This window comes from Streptomyces sp. Z26 (genome assembly GCF_003665095.1).
Lineage (GTDB): Bacteria > Actinomycetota > Actinomycetes > Streptomycetales > Streptomycetaceae > Streptomyces > Streptomyces phytohabitans.
Window position 1 is genome coordinate 3,533,882 of record NZ_RCHV01000002.1, and the last position, 22,341, is coordinate 3,556,222.

At 74.2% G+C, this 22,341-nt stretch carries 18 protein-coding genes, 1 pseudogene and 1 riboswitch; of the genes and pseudogenes, 11 read left to right on the plus strand and 8 right to left on the minus strand.

The window, feature by feature from the left end; translation table 11 throughout:
* Nucleotides 1–5: 5 nt before the first annotated feature.
* Nucleotides 6–1,127: an aldo/keto reductase gene (locus D7M15_RS15740; protein ID WP_121518093.1), complete on the minus strand. Its 1,122-nt coding sequence runs from the start codon at nt 1,125–1,127 to the stop codon at nt 6–8.
* Nucleotides 1,128–1,323: 196 nt separating this feature from the next.
* Here D7M15_RS15740 and D7M15_RS15745 point away from each other — a divergent pair, with 196 nt between their 5' ends.
* Entirely contained in the window at nt 1,324–2,187 is an 864-nt protein-coding gene (locus D7M15_RS15745; RefSeq protein ID WP_240649326.1) for a helix-turn-helix transcriptional regulator, read from the plus strand.
* Nucleotides 2,188–2,291: 104 nt separating this feature from the next.
* Here the strand turns inward: D7M15_RS15745 and D7M15_RS15750 are convergent, their stop codons facing one another.
* The 3 genes from D7M15_RS15750 to D7M15_RS15760 form a co-directional block, all read right to left on the minus strand.
* Complete coding sequence (locus D7M15_RS15750) at nt 2,292–3,848, minus strand: precorrin-2 C(20)-methyltransferase (RefSeq protein WP_240649666.1); 1,557 nt, start codon at nt 3,846–3,848, stop codon at nt 2,292–2,294.
* A 128-nt stretch (nt 3,849–3,976) separates the two neighbouring features.
* Nucleotides 3,977–4,627 (minus strand): precorrin-8X methylmutase, encoded by a 651-nt coding sequence (locus tag D7M15_RS15755; protein WP_121520848.1) that lies wholly within the window; start codon nt 4,625–4,627, stop codon nt 3,977–3,979.
* 107 nt (nt 4,628–4,734) lie between these two features.
* Nucleotides 4,735–6,228, minus strand: a complete 1,494-nt coding sequence (locus D7M15_RS15760) for a hypothetical protein (protein ID WP_240649327.1) — start codon at nt 6,226–6,228, stop codon at nt 4,735–4,737.
* A 264-nt stretch (nt 6,229–6,492) separates the two neighbouring features.
* Nucleotides 6,493–6,568, plus strand: a riboswitch (cobalamin riboswitch).
* 95 nt (nt 6,569–6,663) lie between these two features.
* Here D7M15_RS15760 and cobN point away from each other — a divergent pair.
* The 7 genes and pseudogenes from cobN to D7M15_RS15795 all read left to right on the plus strand — a co-directional run bounded on the left by cobN (nt 6,664) and on the right by D7M15_RS15795 (nt 16,443).
* A complete protein-coding gene (cobN, locus tag D7M15_RS15765; protein ID WP_121518097.1) occupies nt 6,664–10,458 on the plus strand; it encodes a cobaltochelatase subunit CobN in 3,795 nt (1,264 codons plus the stop codon).
* 302 nt (nt 10,459–10,760) lie between these two features.
* Nucleotides 10,761–12,059 (plus strand): saccharopine dehydrogenase NADP-binding domain-containing protein, encoded by a 1,299-nt coding sequence (locus D7M15_RS15770; RefSeq protein WP_121518098.1) that lies wholly within the window; start codon nt 10,761–10,763, stop codon nt 12,057–12,059.
* A gap of 328 nt (nt 12,060–12,387) precedes the next feature.
* Nucleotides 12,388–12,951: a GNAT family protein gene (locus tag D7M15_RS15775; RefSeq protein WP_121518099.1), complete on the plus strand. Its 564-nt coding sequence runs from the start codon at nt 12,388–12,390 to the stop codon at nt 12,949–12,951.
* A gap of 525 nt (nt 12,952–13,476) precedes the next feature.
* Nucleotides 13,477–14,600: pseudogene (locus tag D7M15_RS15780) on the plus strand (NADH:flavin oxidoreductase).
* Between the two features lie 280 nt (nt 14,601–14,880).
* Nucleotides 14,881–15,435: a hypothetical protein gene (locus tag D7M15_RS15785; protein ID WP_121518100.1), complete on the plus strand. Its 555-nt coding sequence runs from the start codon at nt 14,881–14,883 to the stop codon at nt 15,433–15,435.
* A 116-nt stretch (nt 15,436–15,551) separates the two neighbouring features.
* Nucleotides 15,552–15,836, plus strand: a complete 285-nt coding sequence (locus D7M15_RS15790; RefSeq protein ID WP_121518101.1) for an antibiotic biosynthesis monooxygenase family protein — start codon at nt 15,552–15,554, stop codon at nt 15,834–15,836.
* 145 nt (nt 15,837–15,981) lie between these two features.
* Nucleotides 15,982–16,443: an RICIN domain-containing protein gene (locus tag D7M15_RS15795; RefSeq protein ID WP_121518102.1), complete on the plus strand. Its 462-nt coding sequence runs from the start codon at nt 15,982–15,984 to the stop codon at nt 16,441–16,443.
* Nucleotides 16,444–16,490: 47 nt separating this feature from the next.
* Here D7M15_RS15795 and D7M15_RS15800 read toward each other — a convergent pair whose 3' ends face one another.
* Nucleotides 16,491–17,348, minus strand: coding sequence for a LysR substrate-binding domain-containing protein (locus D7M15_RS15800; RefSeq protein ID WP_121518103.1), 858 nt, complete (start codon nt 17,346–17,348; stop codon nt 16,491–16,493).
* Nucleotides 17,349–17,545: 197 nt separating this feature from the next.
* Here D7M15_RS15800 and D7M15_RS15805 point away from each other — a divergent pair, with 197 nt between their 5' ends.
* Nucleotides 17,546–18,709 (plus strand): kelch-like protein, encoded by a 1,164-nt coding sequence (locus tag D7M15_RS15805; protein ID WP_121518104.1) that lies wholly within the window; start codon nt 17,546–17,548, stop codon nt 18,707–18,709.
* A 45-nt stretch (nt 18,710–18,754) separates the two neighbouring features.
* Here D7M15_RS15805 and D7M15_RS15810 read toward each other — a convergent pair whose 3' ends face one another.
* From D7M15_RS15810 to D7M15_RS15820, 3 genes are all read right to left on the minus strand, one after another.
* A complete protein-coding gene (locus D7M15_RS15810; protein ID WP_121518105.1) occupies nt 18,755–19,153 on the minus strand; it encodes a VOC family protein in 399 nt (132 codons plus the stop codon).
* A gap of 9 nt (nt 19,154–19,162) precedes the next feature.
* Nucleotides 19,163–19,408, minus strand: coding sequence for a hypothetical protein (locus tag D7M15_RS15815; RefSeq protein ID WP_121518106.1), 246 nt, complete (start codon nt 19,406–19,408; stop codon nt 19,163–19,165).
* A gap of 160 nt (nt 19,409–19,568) precedes the next feature.
* Nucleotides 19,569–20,864, minus strand: a complete 1,296-nt coding sequence (locus D7M15_RS15820; protein ID WP_121520850.1) for a helix-turn-helix transcriptional regulator — start codon at nt 20,862–20,864, stop codon at nt 19,569–19,571.
* Nucleotides 20,865–21,050: 186 nt separating this feature from the next.
* On the opposite strand from D7M15_RS15820, the gene D7M15_RS15825 reads away from it, so the two are divergent.
* Nucleotides 21,051–21,515, plus strand: a complete 465-nt coding sequence (locus D7M15_RS15825; protein ID WP_121518107.1) for a hypothetical protein — start codon at nt 21,051–21,053, stop codon at nt 21,513–21,515.
* A 111-nt stretch (nt 21,516–21,626) separates the two neighbouring features.
* Nucleotides 21,627–22,322 (plus strand): class I SAM-dependent methyltransferase, encoded by a 696-nt coding sequence (locus D7M15_RS15830; RefSeq protein ID WP_240649328.1) that lies wholly within the window; start codon nt 21,627–21,629, stop codon nt 22,320–22,322.
* The last annotated feature ends 19 nt before the right edge of the window (nt 22,323–22,341 follow it).

Consider the following 22,341-nt stretch of genomic DNA (forward strand, 5'->3'; position numbering starts at 1 on the left):
CCGGCTCAGCGGCGCGGTTCCAGCCGCAGGTCGCCCGCCATCACCCGCCGGGTGTGCGCGCTGTCCAGCATGTCGTGCGGGTAGCCGAGGGTGACCGCTCCGGCGGCGTCGAGGCGTTCCAGCTGGTCGGCGGTGAACTCGACGTCCAGCGCGCCCAGGTTGTCGGCCAGCTGTGCCGGGGTGCGCGCGCCGACGACCGGTGCGGTCACCGCCGGGTTCTGGAGCGTCCAGGCCAGGCCGACCTGGGCGGGTGTGTGGCCGAGTTCCGCGGCGACCTCGCGTACGGCGTCGGCCACGGCGAGGTTGCGTTCGGTGACCGTGCCGAGGGCGAGGTTGAAGCCCTTGCGGGTGCTGTCGCCGGACGCCGCCCCGTCCCCCGTACCGGCCGCCCCGCTCCCCGTACCGGCCGTGTCCGCCGTACCGCCCGCCCCCGCCGCGAGGTCCGCGCGGCTGTACTTGCCGGTGAGCACGCCGCCCGCCAGCGGCGAGTACGGAATCACGCCGAGCCCCATCTCCCGTGCCATGGGGATGAGTTCGCGTTCGGCGCCGCGCTCGACGAGGTTGTACTCGACCTCCAGCGCGACCAGCGGCGACCAGCCGCGCAGGTCCGCGATGGCTTGCATGCGCGCCACCTGCCAGGCCGGTGCGTTGGAGATCGCCACGTACAGCACCTTGCCCTGCCGTACGAGGTCGTCCAGGCCGCGCAGGATCTCCTCGACGGGGGTGGTGAAGTCCCACACGTGCAGGTAGAGGAGGTCGAGGTAGTCGGTGTCCAGGCGGCGCAGGCTGGACTCGACCGAGGCGAGGAGGTTCTTGCGGTGCGCGCCGCCGGAGTTGGGGTCGCCGGGGCGGCGCAGCGTCGTGTACTTGGTGGCCAGTACGAGGCTCTCGCGGCGGTCGCGGGCGAATTCGCCCAGCAGGCGTTCGGAGGTGCCGTCGGTGTACGTGTCGGCGGTGTCGAGGAAGTTGCCCCCCTGCTCGACGTACTGGTCGAACAGCTTGCGCGCCTCGCCCCGTTCGGCGCCCCAGCCCCACTCTTCGCCGAAGGTCGCCGCGCCCAGCGCCAGCGGGGAGACGCGCAGTCCGGAGCGGCCCAGCAGCCGGTAGGTGTCGAGGGTGAGCGCCATGGTGTCCTCCTGTGCTCGCGTACGTGGGGACGTACGTGTCGGTGTCGTTGCCGGGCACCACACTCCGGCCGCCGTGGGGTGGGGGGTAAGGGAAGCCGCTTCCTGGGAACACCGGTCCCACCCTCGCTGTTGGACCGGCCATGACGAAGGACCCTCCGGCCACGACGAAGGCCCCGCTGTGCCGCCCGGAACGGCCGTGACCGCCGGACCCGCCGGGGCGGCGCCCGCCGTGGACACGGCGCGTGAGCTGGCCGCGTTCCTCCGGGGACGGCGCGAACGCCTCGACCCGGCGGACGTAGGCCTGCCGCCGCACGGCCGTTCCCGCCGCACCCCGGGGCTGCGCCGGGAGGAGGTCGCGGAGCTGGCCGGGGTCAGCGTCGACTACGTCGTACGGCTGGAGCAGGCCCGCGGGCTGCGGCCCTCGGCGGACGTGGTCGAGGCGCTCGCCCGCGCGCTGCGGCTGACGCCGGAGGAGCGCGCGTACCTCTACGACCTCACCCGGCACCGGCCCCGCGACCCCGAGGGGCCCGCCACGACCACGGCCGCGCCGCCCCTCGCCCGGCTCGTCGCGGACCTGTCACCGCTCCCGGCCATGGTGATGAACCACCGCTACGACATCCTCGCCTGGAACGACCGGATGGCGTCCCTGCTCGTCGACTTCGGCACGCTGCCGCCCGCGCGGCGCAACGCGATGTGGCTGTGCCTCGCCCACCCGCCGACCCGCGGCCTGTACGTCGACCGCGCGCGCGTCGTACGGGAGGGGGTCGCGCATCTGCGTACGGCGTGGGCCGCGCATCCCGACGACCGCGTGCTCGCCGGGCTGGTCGCCGAACTCTCCGAGCGGGACGAGGAGTTCGCGCGGCTGTGGGCCGAACGGGACGTGCGCGCCAACGGGCGGGGCAGCAAGGCCATGCGGCACCCCGAAGTCGGGCCGCTCGCCGTGCACTTCGAGGTGCTGATGCCGCTCCGGAACACCGACCAGCGGCTGATGATCTGCCGCGCGGCGGACGACGGCAGCCAGGCGGCGCTGGACCGGCTGCCGGTGGCGGCGGCGGCCTGACGCCGTTCCCGGCCCGCTCGGCCCCGGCGCCCGTACGCCGCCGGTGCCGTACGCCCGTACGCCCGTACGCCCGTACGCTCGTACGCCTGTGTGCCGTCCGCCCGTCAGCCGCCCGTCGGGCCGCCGTCCGCCGGGTAGCGGCGCGGGGTCCAGACCGTCTCCGTGCCGTCGCCGCGTCGCGTCACCCGGGTCTGCGACGAGCCGACGAGCAGGATGGTGCGCATGTCGACCTGCGCCGGGTCGAGTTCGGCCAGCCGCACGGTCCGTACGGACTCCTCCGGGCCGCCCACGTCGCGCGCCACGACGACGGGGGTGTCGGGGGCGCGGTGTTCCAGCAGCAGTTCGCGTGCCTTGCCGACCTGCCAACCGCGGCTGCGGGAACCGGGGTTGTAGAGCGCCACCGCCAGGTCCGCGGCGGCGACGGCGTGCAGGCGGCGTTCGATGACCTCCCACGGCTTGAGCCGGTCGGAGAGGGACAGCGCGGCGTAGTCGTGCCCGAGCGGGGCGCCCGCGCGCGCGGCGGCGGCGTGGGCGGCGGTCACGCCGGGCAGCACCCGTACGGGTACGTCCGCGTACGCGTCCTGCACCGCGACCTCCAACACGGCCGTCGCCATGGCGAACACCCCCGGGTCGCCGCCGGAGACGACGGCCACGCGGGCGCCGCGCCGGGCGAGTTCGAGGGCGAACTCGGCGCGTTCCGACTCCACCTTGTTGTCGGAGCCGTGCCGCCGCTGCCCGGGGCGTACGGGGACGCGGTCCAAGTACGTGGTGTAGCCGACGAGTTCGTCGGCCGCCGCCAGCGCGCCGCGCGTCTCGGGGGTGAGCCACAGCGGACCGGCGGGCCCGGTGCCCACGACGACCAACTCCCCACCGGCGGTGGCGGGTCGGCGGATTGCCGCGTCGTCGTCCGGCGCTGCCTCGGTCCGGTCGTCCGCCGCCTGCCGCGGTGGCGCGTCGGTGAGGCGGCTGGGCAGGACGGCGACGGAGAAGTACGGCACCGAGCCGGGGTCCGTGTCCGCGAGCCGCCCGGTGCGTTCCCCGGCCATCGTGGCCCGTTCCACGTACAGGGCGTCGTCCAGGCGCCCGGCGCGCTCCAACGCCCGCCGCACGTCGGGGAACGTACGGCCCAGCTTCATCACCACCGCCGTGTCCGTACCGGCCAGCCGCGCCGTCAACTCCTCCTCCGGCAGCGTGCCGGGAAGGATCGTCAGCACCTCCTCGGCCTCGACCAGGGGCGTGCCCAGCCGGGCGGCGGCGGCGCTCACGGAGGTGACGCCGGGGATGACCTCGGTCGGGTAGCGGTCGGCCAGCCGTTTGTGCATGTGCATGTACGAGCCGTAGAACAGCGGATCGCCCTCGGCGAGCACCGCGACCGTCCGCCCGGCGTCGAGGTGCGCGGCGAGGCGGGCCGCCGCCTCGGTGTAGAACTCCTCCAACGCGCCCCGGTAGCCGCCGGGATGGTCGGTGCCCTCGGTGGTGACCGGGTAGACCAGCGCCTCCTCGACGTGGTCGGGGCGCAGGTGCTCGGCGGCGATGGCGCGGGCGATGGAACGGCCGTGGCGCGCGCTGTGGTACGCGATCACGTCCGCCTGCTCGATGGCCCGTACGGCGCGCACGGTCATCAGCGACGGGTCGCCGGGCCCGAGCCCGACGCCGTACAGCCGCCCGGAGCCCGTACCGCCGCTTCCCGTACCGCCGCTGTTCGTGCCGCCGCTTCCCGTGCCGCTGCCGCTGCCGCTGCCGCTGCCGCTTCCCGTGCCCGCCGCCCCCGGCGGGGTCCCGTGCGCGCTCACTCCTCCTCGCTCGCGATCGCGTTGAGCGCCGCCGCCGCCATGGCGCTGCCACCGCGGCGACCCCGTACGACGAGGTGCGGCACGCCCGCGGGGTGGGCCGCGAGGGCGTCCTTCGACTCGGCGGCGCCGACGAAGCCGACGGGCACGCCGATCACGGCGGCGGGGCGCGGGGCTCCCGCGTCGATCAGTTCGAGGAGGCGGAAGAGGGCGGTCGGCGCGTTGCCGATCGCGACCACCGCGCCCGCCATGCGGTCGGGCCACAGCTCCAGGGCGGCGGCGCTGCGGGTGGTGCCGAGTTCGGCGGCGAGGGCGGGCACGGACGGGTCGTTGAGGGTGCACACCACGTCGTTGTCGGCGGGCAGCCGCTTGCGGGTGACGCCGCTGGCGACCATCGCCGCGTCGCACAGCAGCGGCGCGCCGTCGCGCAGCGCCTGCCGGGCGGCGGCCACCACGCCGGGCGCGTACCCGAGGTCGCGTACCAGGTCGACCATGCCGCACGCGTGGATCATCCGCACCGCGACCTGCGCGACGTCGGCGGGCAGCCCGGCGAGGTCGGCCTCCGCCCGGATGGTGGCGAAGGACTGCCGGTAGATCGCGGCGCCGTCCTTCTCGTACTCGTGGCGGAGGGGCGGGTCCTGGTACGGCATGGGTGGTTCGCTCATCTCGGTGGGGTGCGCGGCCCGTCGGGGGTCCGCGGCCGGTGCGGGGTGGGCGGGGTCGGTGGGGTCGGTGGGTTCCACGGGGTGGGCGGTGGTCACGGGGGCGGGCCCGTCGTACGGGCCGCCGCGACGGCCGCGGCGAGCCGCGCCGGGTCGGTCACGGCGGTGGCGGCCGGGGCGCGTACGGGGCCACCCACGACGGTGACGTCGTAGCCGCCCGGGGTGGCGACGACGTCCACCCAGGCGCCGCCCTGCGGGTGGCCGCAGCGGCGCTCGCACCCCGACCAGTGGACGGGCAGCGCGCGGGCCCCGGAGGGTTCGGCGGGTTCGGCGTCGGCCGCGCGTACGGCGTGACCGCGCACGTCCGTACGGGACTTGGCGCACCCCGGCCGCCCGGCGCAGGCCCCGACCCCGGCCAGGGGCGCGTACGGGCCGGTGACCAGCCCGGCGTCGGCCAGCTCCGCGAGCCGGTCCGGCGCCGTACGGGACGGGGCGCCGGGCAGGCCCGGTACGACGACGCCGCGCCACGGGGTGACGCGCAGCCGGCCGTCCCCGTCGCGCGCGGCGGTCGCGGCGAGCCGCCGCCACTGGTCGGTGGTGAGGCGGCCGAGGGGCGCGGTGACGCACAGGGCGGTACGGGCGGCGCGTGCCGTACGGGTGCCGGGTGCGCTGTCCGGGGCGGGGTGCAGGCCGGGGGCGGCGCCGGGCTCCCGTACGGCGTCCGGGGCGACTTGGGTGTGCGGTTCCGCCAACTCCCTTGCGGTGCGCAGGCGTCGGGTGACGCCACGGGCCATGAGGGCGGCGGCGCCGGGCAGTTCGCGTACGCGCCAGCAGGGGGTGCCGCCGTCGCGGACGGCGGCGAGGAAGAGTTCGGCGGCGAGGAGGGCGGCGCGGGGGGCCTCGGCGGCGGATACGTGGAGGACGGCCGTGCCACCCGGCTCGTCCCGGCCCGGTCCGTGCCCCAGCCCGTCCCCCTGCCCCGAGGGTGTGTCCGGACTCACGCCGTCGATCCGCAGCTCGGCGGTTTCCGCGTCCCGTGCGACAAGTGTCACGTCCGCGCCGAGCGCCGCCACGTCGCCCCGGCCGTCGTCGCACGCGAAGAGGAAGCGGCCCGACAGCCCGGCCGCCGCCGCGCTCGCGCACAGCAGCCGGTCCAGCTCCCGTACCCAGGGGGCGACGTCGAGGTGCCCGCGGCCGTCGAGGCCGGAGAGGGGGGAGGCGACGATGTTGCGGACGCGTTCGTGGCGGGCGGAGGGGAGGAGTCCGATCTCCGCGAGGGTGTCGGCGAGTTCGCGACCGCACCCGTTGCTCCCGGCGTCACCGCCGAGCCCGCCCGTGTCCCCGCGACCGAGGCCGCGCAGCTGTACGTTGCCGCGCGAGGTGAGGTGCAGCGCACCGTCACCGAGCCGGTCCGCCGCGTCCGCCAGCGCGTCCGCCTGCGTGGCCGTGAGCAGGCCGCCGGGTATCCGTACGCGGGCGAGCGCGCCGTCGTCCGCCGTGTGCAGTCGCAACGTCCCCGGGCAGGCGTCGTCGCGCTCCCGGCGGGAGGCGGGCTCCCGGGGTGCGGACGGGGTGGGGACGGCGGACATGGCGGCGAGCATACCGACCATGTCCGGACCCGTACGGTCCGGATCTCGCCGCCCGCCCCGCGCGCACCTCCCCGCGCCCCGTGCCGCGATCGACCCCGCGTACGGCCCCGCCCCGGCCCCCGTACGGCACCCGCCCCGCGCCCGTCCCGCACCCCCGCCACCCCCCGTACCGGCCCCTCCGGCCCTGGTCCGCGCGCGGACCCCGGCGGCTACGATGCCGGTGGCGGGCCTTCCGGTCCGCCACCGCCGGAGACGGCGGCAGGGGAGGAAGCCCGGTGCGATTCCGGCGCGGTCCCGCCACTGTGAACCCGGAGCGGTCGGCCGGGTGAGTCAGGAACTCCCGCACCTTCCCCGCCCGGTGCCGTCCGCGCCGAGCCGGGGACAGCCCATGACACCGCCCGGGGCGTGGACACCCCGAGGAAGGCCAGACGCCGCATGCTGCTGCTCCTGTCGACCTCCGACACCGACCTGTTGAGCGCGCGTGCCGCGCAGGGCCCGGTCCCGTACCGCTTCGCGAACCCCTCCCGCATCGCCCTCGACGGCGGGAGCGACGGCCGTCCCGACGACCTCACCGCCCTCCTGGACGGCGCCGAACTGGTCGTCGTACGGCTCCTCGGCGGCGTACGCGCCTGGCAGGACGGGTTGGACCGGCTGCTCGCGACGGGCCTGCCCGTCGTCGTGCTCACCGGTGAACAGGCCCCCGACGCGCAGCTGATGGAGTCCTCCACCGTCCCCGTCGGCATCGCGGCCGAGGCCCACGCGTACCTCGCGCACGGCGGCCCCGCCAACCTGGAGCAGCTGGCCCGCTTCCTCTCCGACACGGTGCTGCTCACCGGCCACGGCTTCGAGCCGCCCGCGCCCGCGCCCACCTGGGGCCAGTTGGAGCGCACCGCGCGGACGACGGAACCCGCGCCGGGCGACGGCGGTACGGGCCGGGGCGAGACCGTCGTCCCCACCGTCGCCGTGCTCTATTACCGCGCCCACCACATGAGCGGCAACACCGCCTTCGTCGAGGCCCTGTGCGCCGCCGTCGAGGACGCGGGCGGCCGCCCGCTGCCGCTGTACGTGGCGTCGCTGCGCACCCCCGAACCCGAGCTGGTCGAGGCCCTCCGCCCGGCCGACGCCGTCCTCACCACCGTCCTCGCCGCGGGCGGCACCCGCCCCGCGGAGGCGTCGGCGGGCGGCGACGACGAGTCGTGGGACGCGGGCGCGCTCGCCGGGCTGGACGTGCCGGTGCTCCAGGCGCTCTGCCTGACGAGTTCGCGCGCCGCCTGGGAGGAGAACGACGAGGGCGTCTCGCCGTTGGACGCGGCGACGCAGATCGCGGTGCCCGAGTTCGACGGGCGGCTGATCACGGTGCCGTTCTCGTTCAAGGAGATCGACGAGGACGGCCTCCCCGCGTACGTCCCCGACCCCGAACGCGCCGCCCGCGTCGCCGGGTTGGCCGTACGCCACGGCCGTCTGCGGCACGTCCCGGCGGCGGAGAAGCGGCTGGCGCTGGTGCTGTCCGCGTACCCGACGAAGCACTCCCGCATCGGCAACGCCGTCGGCCTCGACACCCCCGCCAGCGCCGTGGCGCTGCTGCGCCGCCTGCGTGCCGACGGCCACGACTTCGGGCCGGAACGGGCCGACGCGACCGACGACACCGAACTCCCCGTCCCCGGCCTGGAGTCGGGCGACGGCGACGAGCTGATCCGCGCCCTCATCGAAGCGGGCGGCCACGACCAGGACTGGCTCACCGAGGAGCAGTTGGCCCGTAATCCGGTACGTGTCCCGGCCGCCGACTACGCGCGCTGGTTCGCGACGCTGCCCGCCGCCCTCCGCGACGCCGTCGAGGAGCACTGGGGCCCGCCGCCCGGCGAGATGTTCGTGGACCGCAGCCGCAACCCGGAGGGCGACATCGTGCTCGCCGCCCTCCGCCGCGGGAACCTGCTGATCCTCATCCAGCCGCCGCGCGGCTTCGGCGAGAACCCCATCGCGATCTACCACGACCCCGACCTGCCGCCCTCGCACCACTACCTCGCCGCGTACCGCTGGATCGCCGCCCCCCGCGCGGACGGCGGTTTCGGCGCGGACGCGATGATCCACCTCGGCAAGCACGGCAACCTGGAGTGGCTGCCCGGCAAGAACGCGGGCCTGTCCGCCGCCTGCGCCCCCGACGCGGCGCTCGGTGACCTGCCGCTGGTGTACCCGTTCCTCGTCAACGACCCCGGCGAGGGCACCCAGGCGAAGCGCCGCGTGCACGCCACCCTCGTCGACCACCTGGTGCCGCCGATGGCCCGCGCCGACAGCTACGGCGACATCGCGCGCCTGGAGCAACTCCTCGACGAGCACGCCCAGATCGCCGCCATGGACCCGGCGAAGCTCCCGGCCGTACGGGCGCAGATCTGGACGCTCATCCAGGCCGCGAAGCTCGACCACGACCTGGGCCTGGAGGACCGGCCCGACGACGACGGATTCGACGACTTCCTGCTGCACGTCGACGGCTGGCTGTGCGAGATCAAGGACGCGCAGATCCGCGACGGCCTGCACGTCCTCGGCGGCGCCCCCACCGGTCCCGAACGCGTCAACCTGGTGCTGGCCATCCTGCGCGCCCGCCAGATCTGGGGCGGTACGGCCGCCCTGCCCGGCCTGCGCGAAGCCCTCGGCCTCGACGAGTCCGCGGCGACCCGTACGGGCGCGGACGAGGCGGAGGAACGGGCGCGGGACCTCGTCCAGGCCATGGAGGACGCGGGCTGGGACCCGGGCGCGGTCGCCGGGGTCGTGGCGGCGCGCGTGCCGGGCGGCCCGTCCGGGTCCGGTGATCCGGCCGGGTCCGCTGGGCCGTCCTCCCCGGGTGATCCGGCCGGGTCCGGCGCCCAGCCCGAACAGGTCGCCGCCGTCCTGGAGTTCGCCGCCCGCGAGGTCGTACCGCGGCTCGCCGCGACCACCGACGAGATCGACCACGCCGTACGCGCCCTCGGCGGCGGCGCCGTCCCCGCCGGTCCGTCCGGCTCGCCCCTGCGCGGCCTCGTCAACGTGCTGCCGACCGGCCGCAACTTCTACTCCGTCGACCCCAAGGCCGTCCCCTCCCGGCTCGCCTGGGAGACCGGCCAGGCCCTCGCGGACTCCCTCCTCCAGCGCTACCGCGACGACAACGCCGACTGGCCCACCTCCGTCGGCCTGTCCCTCTGGGGCACCAGTGCCATGCGCACGGCGGGCGACGACATCGCGGAGGCGCTGGCGCTGCTCGGCGTACGGCCCGTGTGGGACGACGCGTCGCGCCGCGTGACGGGCGTCGAGCCGGTGCCGTACGAGGAGTTGGGGCGACCGCGCGTCGACGTGACGCTGCGCATCTCCGGCTTCTTCCGCGACGCGTTCCCGCACGTCGTCGGGCTGCTGGACGACGCCGTACGGCTCGCCGCGTCCCTGGACGAGCCGCCGGAGCGGAACTTCGTGCGCGCCCACACCCAGGCCGACCTGGCCGAGCACGGCGACGAACGGCGCGCCACGACCCGTATCTTCGGCTCCCGGCCGGGCACGTACGGCGCGGGCCTGCTCCAGCTCATCGACAGCCGCGACTGGCGTACGGACGCCGACCTCGCGGAGGTCTACACGGTGTGGGGCGGCTACGCGTACGGCCGCGGCCTCGAAGGGACGCCCGCCCGCGAGGAGATGGAGACCGCGTACGCGCGGATCGCCGTCGCCGCGAAGAACACCGACACGCGCGAGCACGACATCGCGGACTCGGACGACTACTTCCAGTACCACGGCGGGATGGTCGCCACCGTCCGCGCGCTGAAGGGCACCGCCCCCGAGGCGTACATCGGTGACTCCACGCGCCCCGAGACCGTCCGCACCCGCAGCCTCGTCGAGGAGACGTCCCGCGTCTTCCGCGCGCGCGTGGTCAACCCGCGCTGGATCGAGGCGATGCGGCGGCACGGGTACAAGGGCGCGTTCGAGCTGGCGGCCACCGTCGACTACCTCTTCGGGTACGACGCCACGACGGGCGTCGTCGCCGACTGGATGTACGACAAGCTCACCGAGACGTACGTCCTCGACCCCGTCAACCGCGACTTCCTCCAGCGGGCCAACCCGTGGGCGCTGCACGGCATCGCGGAACGCCTCCTGGAGGCGGAGTCGCGCGGCATGTGGGCCGAACCCGACCCGGCGATGGTGCAGGCGCTGCGCGACGTGCTGCTGGAGGCGGAGGCCGACCTGGAGGGCGAGGCCGAGGGCGCCGAGGGCTGACGCGCCGCCGGGGCGGGGCCGTACGCGCGGGCGGGGCGCGGGGTTCGCGGCGGGGGTTCGCGGCGCGACCGCGCGCGGCGTCGCGCTCCCGCGCGCGGGGTGCGGCGCGGCCTGGAGGTCTTCGTCCGTGGCCAGGCCGTGTCGCGCTCCCGCGCGCGGGGTGCGGCGTATCGTCGCCCCGGCGGGGGCGGCGACGCCCCGCCCGCGCCTGAACCGTACGACCCCGTACGCCCGGTGCGTACGGCCACGGCCCGCCCGACCCGTACGCGCCCCGTACGCCGTCGGCGGGCGAAGGAGCCCGCATGCCGCACGACGACCCGACGACCCCCCACGACGACGCGACTCCGCACGGCGAGGCGGTGACCGGCGAGGAGGCTGCCCGCCACCCGCGCTACGACGTCGTCCTCTTCGGCGCCACCGGATTCACCGGCCGCCTCACCGCCCGCTACCTCGACCGGCACGCCCCGCCCGGCTGCCAGTGGGCGCTCGCCGGACGCGACCGTACGAAGCTGGCCGCCATACGCGACGAACTGGCCGCCCTCCGCCCGCCGGACGCCACCGAACCCGAACTCCCCCTGCTCCACGCCGACGTGGACGACCCGGCGTCCCTCCACCGCATCGCGGCGGACGCGAAGGTCGTCATCAGCACCGTCGGCCCGTACCTCCGCTACGGCGAACCCCTCGTCGCCGCCTGCGCCGAGAACGGCACCGACTACGTCGACCTGTCCGGCGAACCGGAGTTCGTGGACGCCATGTACCTGCGGCACCACGAGACCGCCCGCCGCACCGGCGCCCGACTGCTGCACGCGTGCGGCTTCGACTCCGTCCCGTACGACCTCGGCGTGCTCTACACCGTGCGGCAACTGCCCGCGGGCGTACCCCTCCACGTCGACGGCTACGTACGCACCGACGCCGCGTTCTCCGGCGGTACGTTCGCCTCCGCGCTCGGCGCCATGTCGCGCGGGCCGCAGATGCTCAAGGCGGCCCGCGACCGCCGCCGCGCCGAGGGCCCGCCCGACCCCGACCGCCGCGTCAGCACACCGCCCGGCGGGCTGCGGCACACCGCGCTCCTCGACGCGTGGGGCGTACCGATGCCGACCATCGACCCGCGGATCGTGGGCCGTTCGGCCGCCGCCCTGGACCGTTACGGTCCGGACTTCCGCTACCGCCAGTTCGCCGCCATGGGCACCCTCCCCGTCGCCCTCGGCGCCGTCGCGGGCGCCGCGGGCCTGCTCGCGCTGGCCCAGGTACCGCCCGCGCGGCGCTGGCTGTCCGCCCGTACGCCCCCCGGTGAGGGACCCAGCGAGGAACGACGGGCGCGCAGCACGTTCTCCGTACGGTTCCTCGGCGTGGGCGGTGGGCAGCGCGTCGCCACGGAGGTCGCGGGCGGCGATCCGGGCTACGACGAGACGGCGAAGATCCTCGCCGAATCGGCCCTCTGCCTCGCCTTCGACCCCGACCTCCCGCCCACGTCCGGCCAGACCACGACGGCGGCCGCGATGGGCGACGCCCTGACGCGCCGCCTCGTACGGGCCGGGCTGACGTTCCGGGTGACGCACCGGGGACGGCAGCACGCGGAGGAGCACCCGGCCGAAGGGTGAACGGCCGCCCGGCGGTGGCCCGTTGGGGCGGGTACGGGGGCAACGCCCCGTACCCGCCCGGCAACTGCTCGCGCCCGCCGCACGTCCTTGAGGCATGACCCCCTTACGCCCGGACACCCGTCCCGCAGCTCCGCCGGACTGGCAGTACTGCGGCCACGACGCTGATCCGACGACCGCACCGGTCGGCTGCCGGGGGTACGGGTGGGGGAGCATGCCGAACGTCTCCGCAGCCGCGTGAAGCGCTGATCCCGCCTCGGGCACCGCGTGCGGCACCCGGCTGCCGGGAATGCGTTTGTCGGCCCGCCCGGACTGCGGCAGCATCCGGAGCATGGACGAGCCCGCCGAACTCCTCACCTCGGAACGCGTGGAGCTGCGCCAGTGGCGCGTGAGCGACCTCGACGCGCTGGACCGGGCGATCCGCGAGTCACGGGACCACCTCCTGCCGTGGATGCCGTGGGCGGCCGACCACAGCCGCCGGAACACCGCCGAGTTCCTCGCGCGCAAGCGGGAGGAATGGACGACCGGGCAGACGTACGACTACGCGATCCGCGTGGATTCCACGGTGGTCGGCAGTTGCGGTCTCATGCGCCGTATCGGGGCGGGCGGGCTGGAAATCGGCTATTGGCTCCACCCCGGTTGGTGCGGGCAGGGTGTGGCGACGACGGCAGTGCGGCTTCTCGTGGGCCAGGGATTCCGGTTGGCGGATGTCGACCGTATCGAGATCCACCACGACGCCGCCAATTCGGCCAGCGGCGCCGTCGCGCACCGCGCGGGATTCACCGAGGTCGCGCGTGCGGAAAAGCCCGAAGGGCCCACCGCGCCGGGTGAAGTGGGCACCGAGGTCGTCTGGCGGATGACGGCGGATGAGTGGGCTGACGGCGAATTCCGGTAACCGCCGTTCCGCTTTCCCCTCTCCGCGCCCGTTCCGCCTTCTCTCCCGGCCCGCAGGTGGGCGCCGAGACCCCGCCTGGCCACTCAACACTCCTGCCCCGAGGGTCGATCGGGCACGTCCGGGTGTGTTCTCGCCCACTCTCGTACGTCCGTCACGGTGGCGGAAAAATGGCCCGTGGTGCGAACTGGCCTAGGACACGACCGGAACTGCCGCAGTGCACTTCCGCTTTTCCCTGCGTGTTATCCGGAACTGCCGTAGCGCAGTTCCGGATTACCGGATCTGCGCTATGACAGGCGCCTGATTCCGGAGGGAAGTATTCGGGAGACAGTGCTGTCGGAGTGTCCTAAGGTGCGCCGAGTGCCTTAACGCGACAACGCCTTGCCGCGACAACGCCGTACCGGAAAACGCCGTACCGGGAAAGGTATTCACCTCCTCCGAGTCATCGCACCGCGCTGCCGCTGGGTTTCCCGGGGATTCACCCCGCGCATCGACCCAGCACCACCTTCCGTCAGTTGAGGAGTCGTCATGACCACCGCCACCTCGATAGCCGAACGTGCTGCCGCAACCTTCTCCCGTCCCGCCGTGATCAAGGTCTGAAGATCCCCAACCGGATCGCGATGGCCCCGATGACCCGTATGTTCTCGCCGAACGGGGTTCCCGGTGCCGACGTCGCGTCGTACTACGGTCGCCGCGCCGCCGCCGGAGTCGGGCTCGTGATCACCGAGGGCACGTTCGTCGGTCACCCGTCGGCCGCGCAGGGCGACCGGGTGCCGCGGTTCCACGGTGAGGAGCAGCTCGCGGGCTGGCGGCGGGTGGCCGAGACGGTGCACGCGGCGGGCGGCAGGATCGTGCCGCAGCTGTGGCACGTCGGGATGGTGCGCAACGACGGTGACCCGCCGTTCGCGGACGCGCCCGCCATGGGGCCGTCCGGGGTGCGGATCGTCGGAAAGGAGACGGGGCGCGCGATGACCCGTTCCGACCTGGACGACGTGATCGGCGCCTTCGCGGAGGCGGCGGCCGAGGCGGAGCGCCTCGGCTTCGACGGTGTCGAACTGCACGGCGCGCACGGCTACTTGCTGGACCAGTTCCTGTGGGAGCACACCAACCGGCGTACGGACGCCTACGGCGGCGACGCCACGGCGCGTACGCGGTTCGCGGTCGAGGTCGTGGCGGCCGTACGGGAACGGGTCGCGCCCTCCTTCCCGGTCCTGTTCCGCTTCTCGCAGTGGAAGCAGGACGCGTACGACGCTCGACTGGCGCACAGCCCGCAGGAGTTGGAGGCGCTGCTCGCCCCGCTCGCGGCGGCCGGGGTGGACGCCTTCCACGCCTCGACGCGGCGGTACTGGAAGCCGGAGTTCGACGGCTCCGCGCTCAACCTGGCGGGCTGGGCGAGAAAGCTCACCGGGCTGCCCACGGTGACGGTCGGCTCCGTCGGCCTGAACGGCGACTTCATCAGCGCGTTCCTGGGGGACGACTCCAGCGTCCGCGGTCTGGACGACCTCGTGGAGCGCCTGGAGGCGGACGAGTTCGACCTCGTCGCCGTCGGCCGTTCGCTGCTCCAGGACCCGACGTGGGCCGCGAAGGTCCTCGCGGGCCGCCTCGACGAACTCGCCCCGTACGACGCGGGCTCGCTCGCGTCCCTCAGCTAGTACGCGGGGCCGGGGCCGCGCCCATGTCCGGCCCGTACTGCCGGAACCCCACAGGGGAGGGTTCCGGCAGTACGGGCCCGGCGGGCCGGGGTGCTCCCGTCGCGGCCGATGAGTTCCGCGCGTTGTCCGCCGACCCGATCGAGTCGGACCGGATCGGGAGGGGCGCATGCCAGCGTCGGCGCGCCTCTCCCCCCACCCTTGCGCTCTTGCGCCGCTGTGCAACGAAGCGAAGAAGATCGATCGCTTCGTCCACGCCCACAGCCACTAGGGAGGCCACGAGGTGGAATGGAATTTCGGCGTCCTGCTCAAGCAGCCCGTCACGCACGAGCAGGCCGACGCGTTCGACCACTGCGACGCCCTCGCGGACGGTGCGATCTCGTACACCCTCGCCCCCGACGCCCCCGACGCTCACCCGCACGCCGTCGACCCGGTTCCGCTGCACACGCTGAACTGCGACATCGAGGCTCCGACGCTCCTGGACGCGGTCGCTGAAGCCGTACGTCGCATCCGGCTCGTCGACGGGCTGCGCGCCGTCGGTGTGTCCCTGCCCGCCACCGTGACGCTCGACGAGGCCGCTCAGCGCAGCGGGCTCGGCGCGCGGGCGCTGGGGGCCTTGTCCCGGGAGCCCGGGTTCCCCGACCCCGTGGCCGTGGAGGGGACCGTGTTCTACGACTGGGACCGGGTGGCGGCCTTCCTACGGGACATCGGTGAATCCGTTCCCGACGTGCCTCGGGACCTGGCGATCGCGGAGCACGCGCTGCGCCTCGCCGACGCCCTCGACGGCGCGGAGGTCCAGCCCGGGCTGCTCAAGGCCCTCGGCCTGCCGACCACTTGAGGACCGAAGGGTCCGGCGCGGGGCGCGCGACCGATGAGTTCCGCGCGTCTCCAACGTCTGCCCCTGTACGCCGCGCCGCCGCTCCGGGCGCGCGGGCCGCGAAGGGGAGGAACGCCGTGATCGTCATCGCCGGGCACCTGCGGGTGGACGCCGCCGCCCGCGACACGTACGTCGCCGGGTGCGCGGCGGTGGTCGCGCAGGCGCGGGCCACCGCCGGCTGCCTCGACTTCGCGCTGTCCGCCGACCCGGTGGAGCCGGACCGGATCAACGTGTACGAGCGTTGGGAGACCGACGAGGCCCTCGCCCGCTTCCGTGGGGCGGGCCCGGAGGCGGAGCAGGCGGCGCAGGTCCGTTCGGCGGAGGTGAGCCGGTACCGGATCTCCGCCGTCGAGGCCGCCTGACGATGCCCTGGCAGGCATCCGAACCCGCAGCGGCCACGAGGATTCGAGCGTGCTCGAATCCTGGCCTCCTCCCCGCCCGGCCTCCCTAACGTGATGAGGGAGCGCCGGAGAGACCGGACAAGGCAGTGAAGTCTGGGGGGACTTGATGCGAAGAGGGATGTGCGGGGCGGCCGTCACGGCCGTGATGGGACTCGCGTTGCCCGTCGCGTTGGCACCGCAGGGGCAGGCGGCGTCGTCGGACGCGGTCAACACGTTCAGGAACCAGGAGACGGGGCAGTGCCTGTCGGCGGGATTCGGCGGCCCCTACGCCTCCGCCTGCAACGGTTCGCCGCCCGGCGTGGAGAGTTGGAACGTGCACGTCTGGAATGACGGAACGCGACGGCTCCAGAGCCGCTTCAGCGGGAAGTGCCTCGACGACAGCGCCGCCTACGGCCTGCGCATGTTCGACTGCAACTCCGAGACGTTCCAGAGCTGGTACGTCAAACGATGGAACGACGGCACCATCGAGTTGCGCAACCAGGCGACGGGCAAGTGCCTCGACCACAGCGCCGCTTACGGCTTGCGGACCTTCTCCTGCAACAGCAGCCGCTTCCAGAGCTGGTTCTAGGCGCGTCCGCTCCCGGTTCCCGTGACCCGCCCGGCCCCCCGGCCGGGTCAGGGCTCCCGGAGCGTGGCTTCCGTGAGGGCCACGAACGACCGTACGTACGCCCGCTGTTCGCCCTTCGCGCAGGCCACCACGCGGGGGCTGGGCGGCAGGTCGGTCAGTGGCACCAGTACGAGGCCCTCGGCCGGTACGTGGTCGAGCGGGGCCAGGCCGACCGTCCCGTTCCAGAGCACCGCCTGGCGGCATTCCGTGACCGCCCGTACGAGGGGGCCGGTACGCGGCTCGCCGCCGTTCCAGTACGACTGCCACCGCGCGTCGGTGCCGTCCGGGAAGCGGAACCACCGGCGCGCGGACAGGTCGGCGAGGGCGAGGCGGGACCGTACGGCCAGCGGGTCGTCGGCGCGCAGCAGCGCGGCCACCGGGTCGGTGCCGAGGGTGGCGACCCGTAGCCCGGTCTCGTCGAACGGGCCGCGGGTGAGCGCGACATCGACGCGCCCTGCCGCCAACCCGCAGGTGGGGTCGGTGAGATCGGCCTCGCGTACGCGCACCTCCACCCGGGGGTGCCGGCGGCGGAACGCGTCCACGAGGTGCGGGGTGCGGCCGCCCGAGTCGCCGTCGCCGAGCACCCCGAGGGTGAGGACGGCCGGGCCGGAGAGCGCGGTGAGGCGCGTACGGGTGCGGGCGGCGTGTTCCAGCAGTGCGCGCGCCTCGTCGAGGAGTACGGCCCCGGCGGGCGTCAGTGCCACCCCGGCCGGGGTGCGGTCGAACAGCGTGACGCCCAGGTCGGTTTCGAGGTTCCGGATCGCCCGGCTGAGCGGCGGCTGCCGGATGTGCAGGCGGGTGGCGGCGCGGCCGAAGTGCAACTCCTCGGCCACGGCGACGAAGTAGCGCAGCAGCCGCAGGTCCATCGGCACACGATACCCGCCGGGTATCGGTGGCCCGGAAGAAGTCTTGGACAGCGCGTGCGGGCGGGCGGTGGAATCGGGCCGTGGGCACGGGCCGGTGGGGAGGCCGTTCCCGCAGGGTGCGGGCCGTGCGCGACGCACGGCCGACCACCCGCGGCACGCGAACCACGAACCGTACGACCGAGAGGGCTGATGCCGTGATGAGGACCGCGCACGAGGAACGCGGCGAGCCGGGACCCGGCCCCCGGCGGCGCGGGGTCGTCCGGGCGCTGGCGGCGGGCGGCGTACTGGCGGCCGGGGCCGCGACCGTACCGTTCCGCCCGGCCGCGACACCCGCGCGTGCGTCCGAAGTCCCGCCGGGCGCACGCCCGTTGCGGGCACGTTGGCGGACGCGGAACCCCCTGCCGGTGGCGCGGGCGGAGGTCGCGGTGGCGGCGCTGGGCGGTCGCGTGTACGTGGTGGGCGGCACCACGCAGCGCGACGGCGAGGCACCCGTGTGGGCCACGACCACCGTGCACGCGTACGACCCCCGCCGCGACCGCTGGACCGAACGCGCCCCGCTGCCAAGGCCGTTGACGCACGTCGGCGTGGCCGCGCTGGACGGGCGGCTGTACGCGTTCGGCGGCTTCACCACCGCCGTGCACCTGAACCCGCAGCCCGACGCGTACGTCTACGACCCGCGCCGCGACCGCTGGCACCGGCTGCCGGACATGCCCGAGGCGCTCGGTTCGGTCGGGGTGGCGGCCGTCGGCGGAAGGCTGCACCTGCTGGGCGGCCGGGACTCGCGGCGGGTGGTGACCCCGCCGGGTTCGCCGGTGTCACTGGGGATGGGGACCGTACGCAGCCACCACGTGTACGACCCGCGGCGCCGCACGTACGCGCCCGCGCCCCCGCTCCCCGGCGACGCCCGGGACCACGCCGGGGTGGCCGTACTCGGCGGCCGGGTGCACGTCGTCGGCGGCCGGGTGGAGGACATCGTCGACAACCTGACCCGGCACGACGTGTACGACGCCGCCCGCCGCACCTGGTCACGGGCCGCACCGCTGCCCGTCGCCCGGTCGGCGGGGGCGGCCGTGGTGCTCGACGGGCGACTCGTGTACGCGGGCGGCGAGTGCCGACCGGGCGCCGACGACGGTACGGGTGAGGGCGGTGGCGGCGGTACGGGCGCTGGCGGCGGAACGTACGGCGACGTCACCGTCTACGACCCGCGCGCGGGCCGCTGGGACACGGTCGCGGGCCTGCCGGGCAGCCGCCACGGCTTCGGCGCGGCGGCGCTGGACGGCCGCGCGTACTTCACCGCGGGTTCCCCCGACTGCGGCGGCGGCGCGAGCACCGGCACCCTCCAACTCGCCCTGCACCGCTGACCGTTGCCCGTTGACGGTCGTCGGGCGGCACGGTGGGCCGGGCGTTCAGGCGCCCGGTCCGCCGCTCCCGCTGGGGGCGCGGCTGAGGTCCACGACGCAGAAGACGTTGCCGTCCGGGTCGGCGAGGACGACGAAGTCGGGCTCGGGCGGGTACAGCTGCCAGTCGACCGTACGGGCACCGAGCCCCACCAACCGCCGTACCTCCGCGCGCTGTTCGTCCCCCGTCTCCGTGAGCAGGTCCAGGTGCAGGCGGGGGCGCGGTTCCGGGGGCGAGTCGCTGCGCATCAGCGCCAGCGCCCGGCCGGAGCCGTCGGCGTGGTCGAGCGTCCGCCACGTCTCGCTCCGCCACTCCTCGGTGGCGACGAGACCCAGCGCCGCCGTCCAGAACGCCACCGCGCGGGGAAGGTCCGTGACGCCGAGGACGGGGAATCCGAGTCGCAGCATGGCCGCAGCCTAGGGCTCCTGGAGCGGGTCGGGTGGGAGGCCCCAGCGTTCGGGGTCGGTGGTGATCTCGTCCAGGACCGCGTCGCGGGAGGGGTCGTGGACGTCCCAGGAGTGCGGGGGCGGGTGGTCGGCGTAGAGGCCGCACGTCTCGTCGTCGCCGCGGAGGGCGGTGCACCGTTCGAAGGACTCGACAGACCCGGTGGCGGCTTGACCGTTGCTGGGATACGGCCAGCTCCCGATTCGGGCGGATGGCACGGACGCTCGGGGTGACCTTCCCAACTCACGGGCTTGTGTCGGCGGTACGGGTTGGTCCAGCTGACCGCAGTCGTGCGGCCGACCTGAATGCCCAAGCCAGGATGCCTACGCGGTCGCGGAGGTGCGGAGCAACGCGATGGTCATGAGGCGCTGTGACGCGTTAGGAAGGTTGGGCCACTGCCGCGTGCAGTTCGCGTACTCCGGCGATGCGCGGATGTCGCTCGGTCAGGTCAGTGACGATTTGCCGGATCGCAGGCCGGTCCCTCACCTCGCCAGGACTTGCCCGGTAGGCGTCGAGCAGGGCGTGGACAGCCTGCTCGGGTCGTTGCCATGCCCACCATGCCCGCGCCATATCCGTGCCCAGGCGGGCCTTCCGCTCGGCGGTGGGGAACTGCTCGGGCTTCAGGTCTTTTCCGGACTCCAGTGCCGCGCCCGCGTCTCCCAGCGCCCAATGAATGCTGACGGCGTAGAGGTCGACCGCAGCTGGAGTGACGTTGAAGAGGCGGCCTGTCGACGCCACCGGAGGGAGGCGGCGGGCCGCAATTCGTGCTTCCTCGGCCATGGACAGCGCTTCGCTTCGCTGACCACCGCGCGCGGCTGTGTACGCCAGGGTGCTCAACATCTGCGCGTATGCCGCGGTATACACCTCGGTGTGCAAACCCGTGGCCTCCACATCCGCAGCCGCTGAGGTCATGACCCGCTGTGCGTCGGCGTGTTGGTTGTGGTGACGGAGCACGATTGCCCATTCCCGCGCGGCAGCCGCCGCTGCGAGAGGGGACCCGGATACCTCCGCCCAGGTGCGGGCCCGATCCGCCGTGGACCGAGCTCGGCCGTAAGCGCCCATCTTTACCAGCACGGCGGAAGCGAGACTGTAGATGGAGGAAAGCCGGGCCTGGTCGAGGTCGCGTCGGGACAGGGCAGCGGAGTGGCCGTCAGCGATGAGACCAGGAAGAGCGGAAAGAAGGTGCTGGTGGGCGCCCCTGTCGTACAACTCTTGCGCCATCGCCGCGCGGGCATCCAGCGGGCTGGCACTCCGTGTCGGACCCGGCGTGCTGGCCAACGCTTCGTCCAGGCCCGTCAGTAAGGCAGCCGGTCCGGCGGCCGCCGAGGCGGTGAGCAGCGTACGGCGGCGCATGGGGTCCTCCTCGGCGTCACGCAGACTGGCCGTCACTCTAGTGGCCAGCCGGGCTCCGGCGGAGGGTGGCGCGAGCGACGCCATCAGGACGTGTCGCGGCACGCCGACTTCGCGAGCCGCCCGGTGAATGAGTGTCAGGTCGATGATCCGAGTCCTGCGCTCCAGCCGGGAAACCGTGGCAGGTGAACATCCCAGCCGAGCCCCGAGCGCGGCCAGCGTCCATCCACGGTTCTCACGGCCGAGCCGGATCAACGCGCCTGGCCGCCGCTGTTCGGCTAACTCACACACTTTCGAAGTGGACCAGAGCGGGTCAGTAGGCATCGGCCACTCCCACGCCACACGACCGGGTTCCTTCACGGTACGGGCGCTGGACACCTCGGTCGAGACCGTTTGCACAATGTGCAAACTCGTTGCACGGCATGGTAATTGGTCGCCGCTAGACCGCATCGCGCGCTGTGCTGGATGGACAGCCTCGATCGCCGAGGCCCCGTTCATCGGAGGCAACTCATGGCAACCACAGCTGCGTTTCCCTCGACGGCCGACTCCACGACCGGCCCGGCCCGGCTCGTGCGCGACGTGGTGCCGACCTGCTTGTGGGACAAGCAGGTCGGGCTCCTCATGCGCGACTACCCGTACGACTCGATCATGGCAGCCCGTGTCCTGGGGCAGGGCTACGCCTACCTCCTGACCGCGATGGAGCACCGAGGAGAGAAGCTGGGTCTCGCCCCCAGCAAGCTTGTCGACATCGGGGTGCACACAATCATCCTTGACACCGTGGCCTACGCCGAACTGTGCGACCGCTTCAACGCCGGGCACTTCCTGCACCACGTACCCAAGGTCGCTGTGAAGAACGACGGTTCGGTGATGAAGACGGCACACCGCGTCGCGGCCGATGGCTGGGAGGTCGACCTGACCCTGTGGGCGGACGCAGCTGAGTGCGGTCCGTGCCATCCCGGCAACAGCTCACATTGACCCGTCCCAGCCGGTACGGGGCCTCGGCCACATCGGTCGAGGCCCCGAAGGCAGGGTGACGTTTGCTGAAGCGGTGCCCGGTGCCGGGCCGCGCCCGTCAGGATGAGGCGGGTGACAGGTACTACCGCAGACCTATGGCACCACTACGGCCGCAGCCGCGCCGACCATGAACGTGCCGTTCCTGACTCCTTCCGCTGGGCCTGGAGCCAGCGCGGCGGGCCCGGTCCGGAACTCCTCCAGGACCTGGCCGGGCGGACCGCCGCCGATCTCGGGGCCGGAGCCGCCCGGCACGCCGCGTACCTGGCGGTCCACCACCGGCCCGCCCGCATCGACGCGATCGACGCCTCACCGGCCCAGCACGCCATGGCCACGGGCCGGTACGCACACCTCGCGCCGCAACTCCGTATCGTCCACGCGGACGTGGTGGAGCACCTGCGCGCGCGGCCCTCCTCTTACGACGTGCTCTACAGCGTCTTCGGTGCCGTCTGCTTCACCGACCCGTACGTACTGCTGCCGACTGCCGTGTCCGCGCTGCGCCCCGGTGGGCGGCTGGTCTTCTCCACCCTGGGCCACTACCTGAACGGGACACCCGCCCGGACCGACGTCGCGCACGCGGACATCCCCGCGAAGACCCCGGAGGGCGACGCGACCACGATGCGCCGTTGGGTTCTCCAAGGCCACGTGTGGGCCAAGGCACTTGAGGAGGCCGGGTTCGTCGACGTCGGCGTCGACACGGTGCCGGCGGCCGAGCGCGGTCCGCGTACCGCCGACACGCTCGTGGTGACCGCCTCCCGCCGCCGCGCCTGAACTCCGGGGCTCTGTCGGT

What these genes read in the sequence shown, in the direction of transcription:
- D7M15_RS15805 (WP_121518104.1), top strand. Translation starts at nt 17,546, where the DNA reads ATGAGGACCGCGCACGAGGAACGCGGCGAGCCGGGACCCGGCCCCCGG.
- D7M15_RS15810 (WP_121518105.1), bottom strand. Translation starts at nt 19,153, where the DNA reads ATGCTGCGACTCGGATTCCCCGTCCTCGGCGTCACGGACCTTCCCCGC.
- D7M15_RS15825 (WP_121518107.1), top strand. Translation starts at nt 21,051, where the DNA reads ATGGCAACCACAGCTGCGTTTCCCTCGACGGCCGACTCCACGACCGGC.
- D7M15_RS15800 (WP_121518103.1), bottom strand. Translation starts at nt 17,348, where the DNA reads ATGGACCTGCGGCTGCTGCGCTACTTCGTCGCCGTGGCCGAGGAGTTG.
- D7M15_RS15770 (WP_121518098.1), top strand. Translation starts at nt 10,761, where the DNA reads ATGCCGCACGACGACCCGACGACCCCCCACGACGACGCGACTCCGCAC.
- D7M15_RS15740 (WP_121518093.1), bottom strand. Translation starts at nt 1,127, where the DNA reads ATGGCGCTCACCCTCGACACCTACCGGCTGCTGGGCCGCTCCGGACTG.
- D7M15_RS15775 (WP_121518099.1), top strand. Translation starts at nt 12,388, where the DNA reads ATGGACGAGCCCGCCGAACTCCTCACCTCGGAACGCGTGGAGCTGCGC.
- D7M15_RS15795 (WP_121518102.1), top strand. Translation starts at nt 15,982, where the DNA reads ATGCGAAGAGGGATGTGCGGGGCGGCCGTCACGGCCGTGATGGGACTC.
- cobN (WP_121518097.1), top strand. Translation starts at nt 6,664, where the DNA reads ATGCTGCTGCTCCTGTCGACCTCCGACACCGACCTGTTGAGCGCGCGT.
- D7M15_RS15755 (WP_121520848.1), bottom strand. Translation starts at nt 4,627, where the DNA reads ATGCCGTACCAGGACCCGCCCCTCCGCCACGAGTACGAGAAGGACGGC.
- D7M15_RS15760 (WP_240649327.1), bottom strand. Translation starts at nt 6,228, where the DNA reads ATGTCCGCCGTCCCCACCCCGTCCGCACCCCGGGAGCCCGCCTCCCGC.
- D7M15_RS15820 (WP_121520850.1), bottom strand. Translation starts at nt 20,864, where the DNA reads ATGCCTACTGACCCGCTCTGGTCCACTTCGAAAGTGTGTGAGTTAGCC.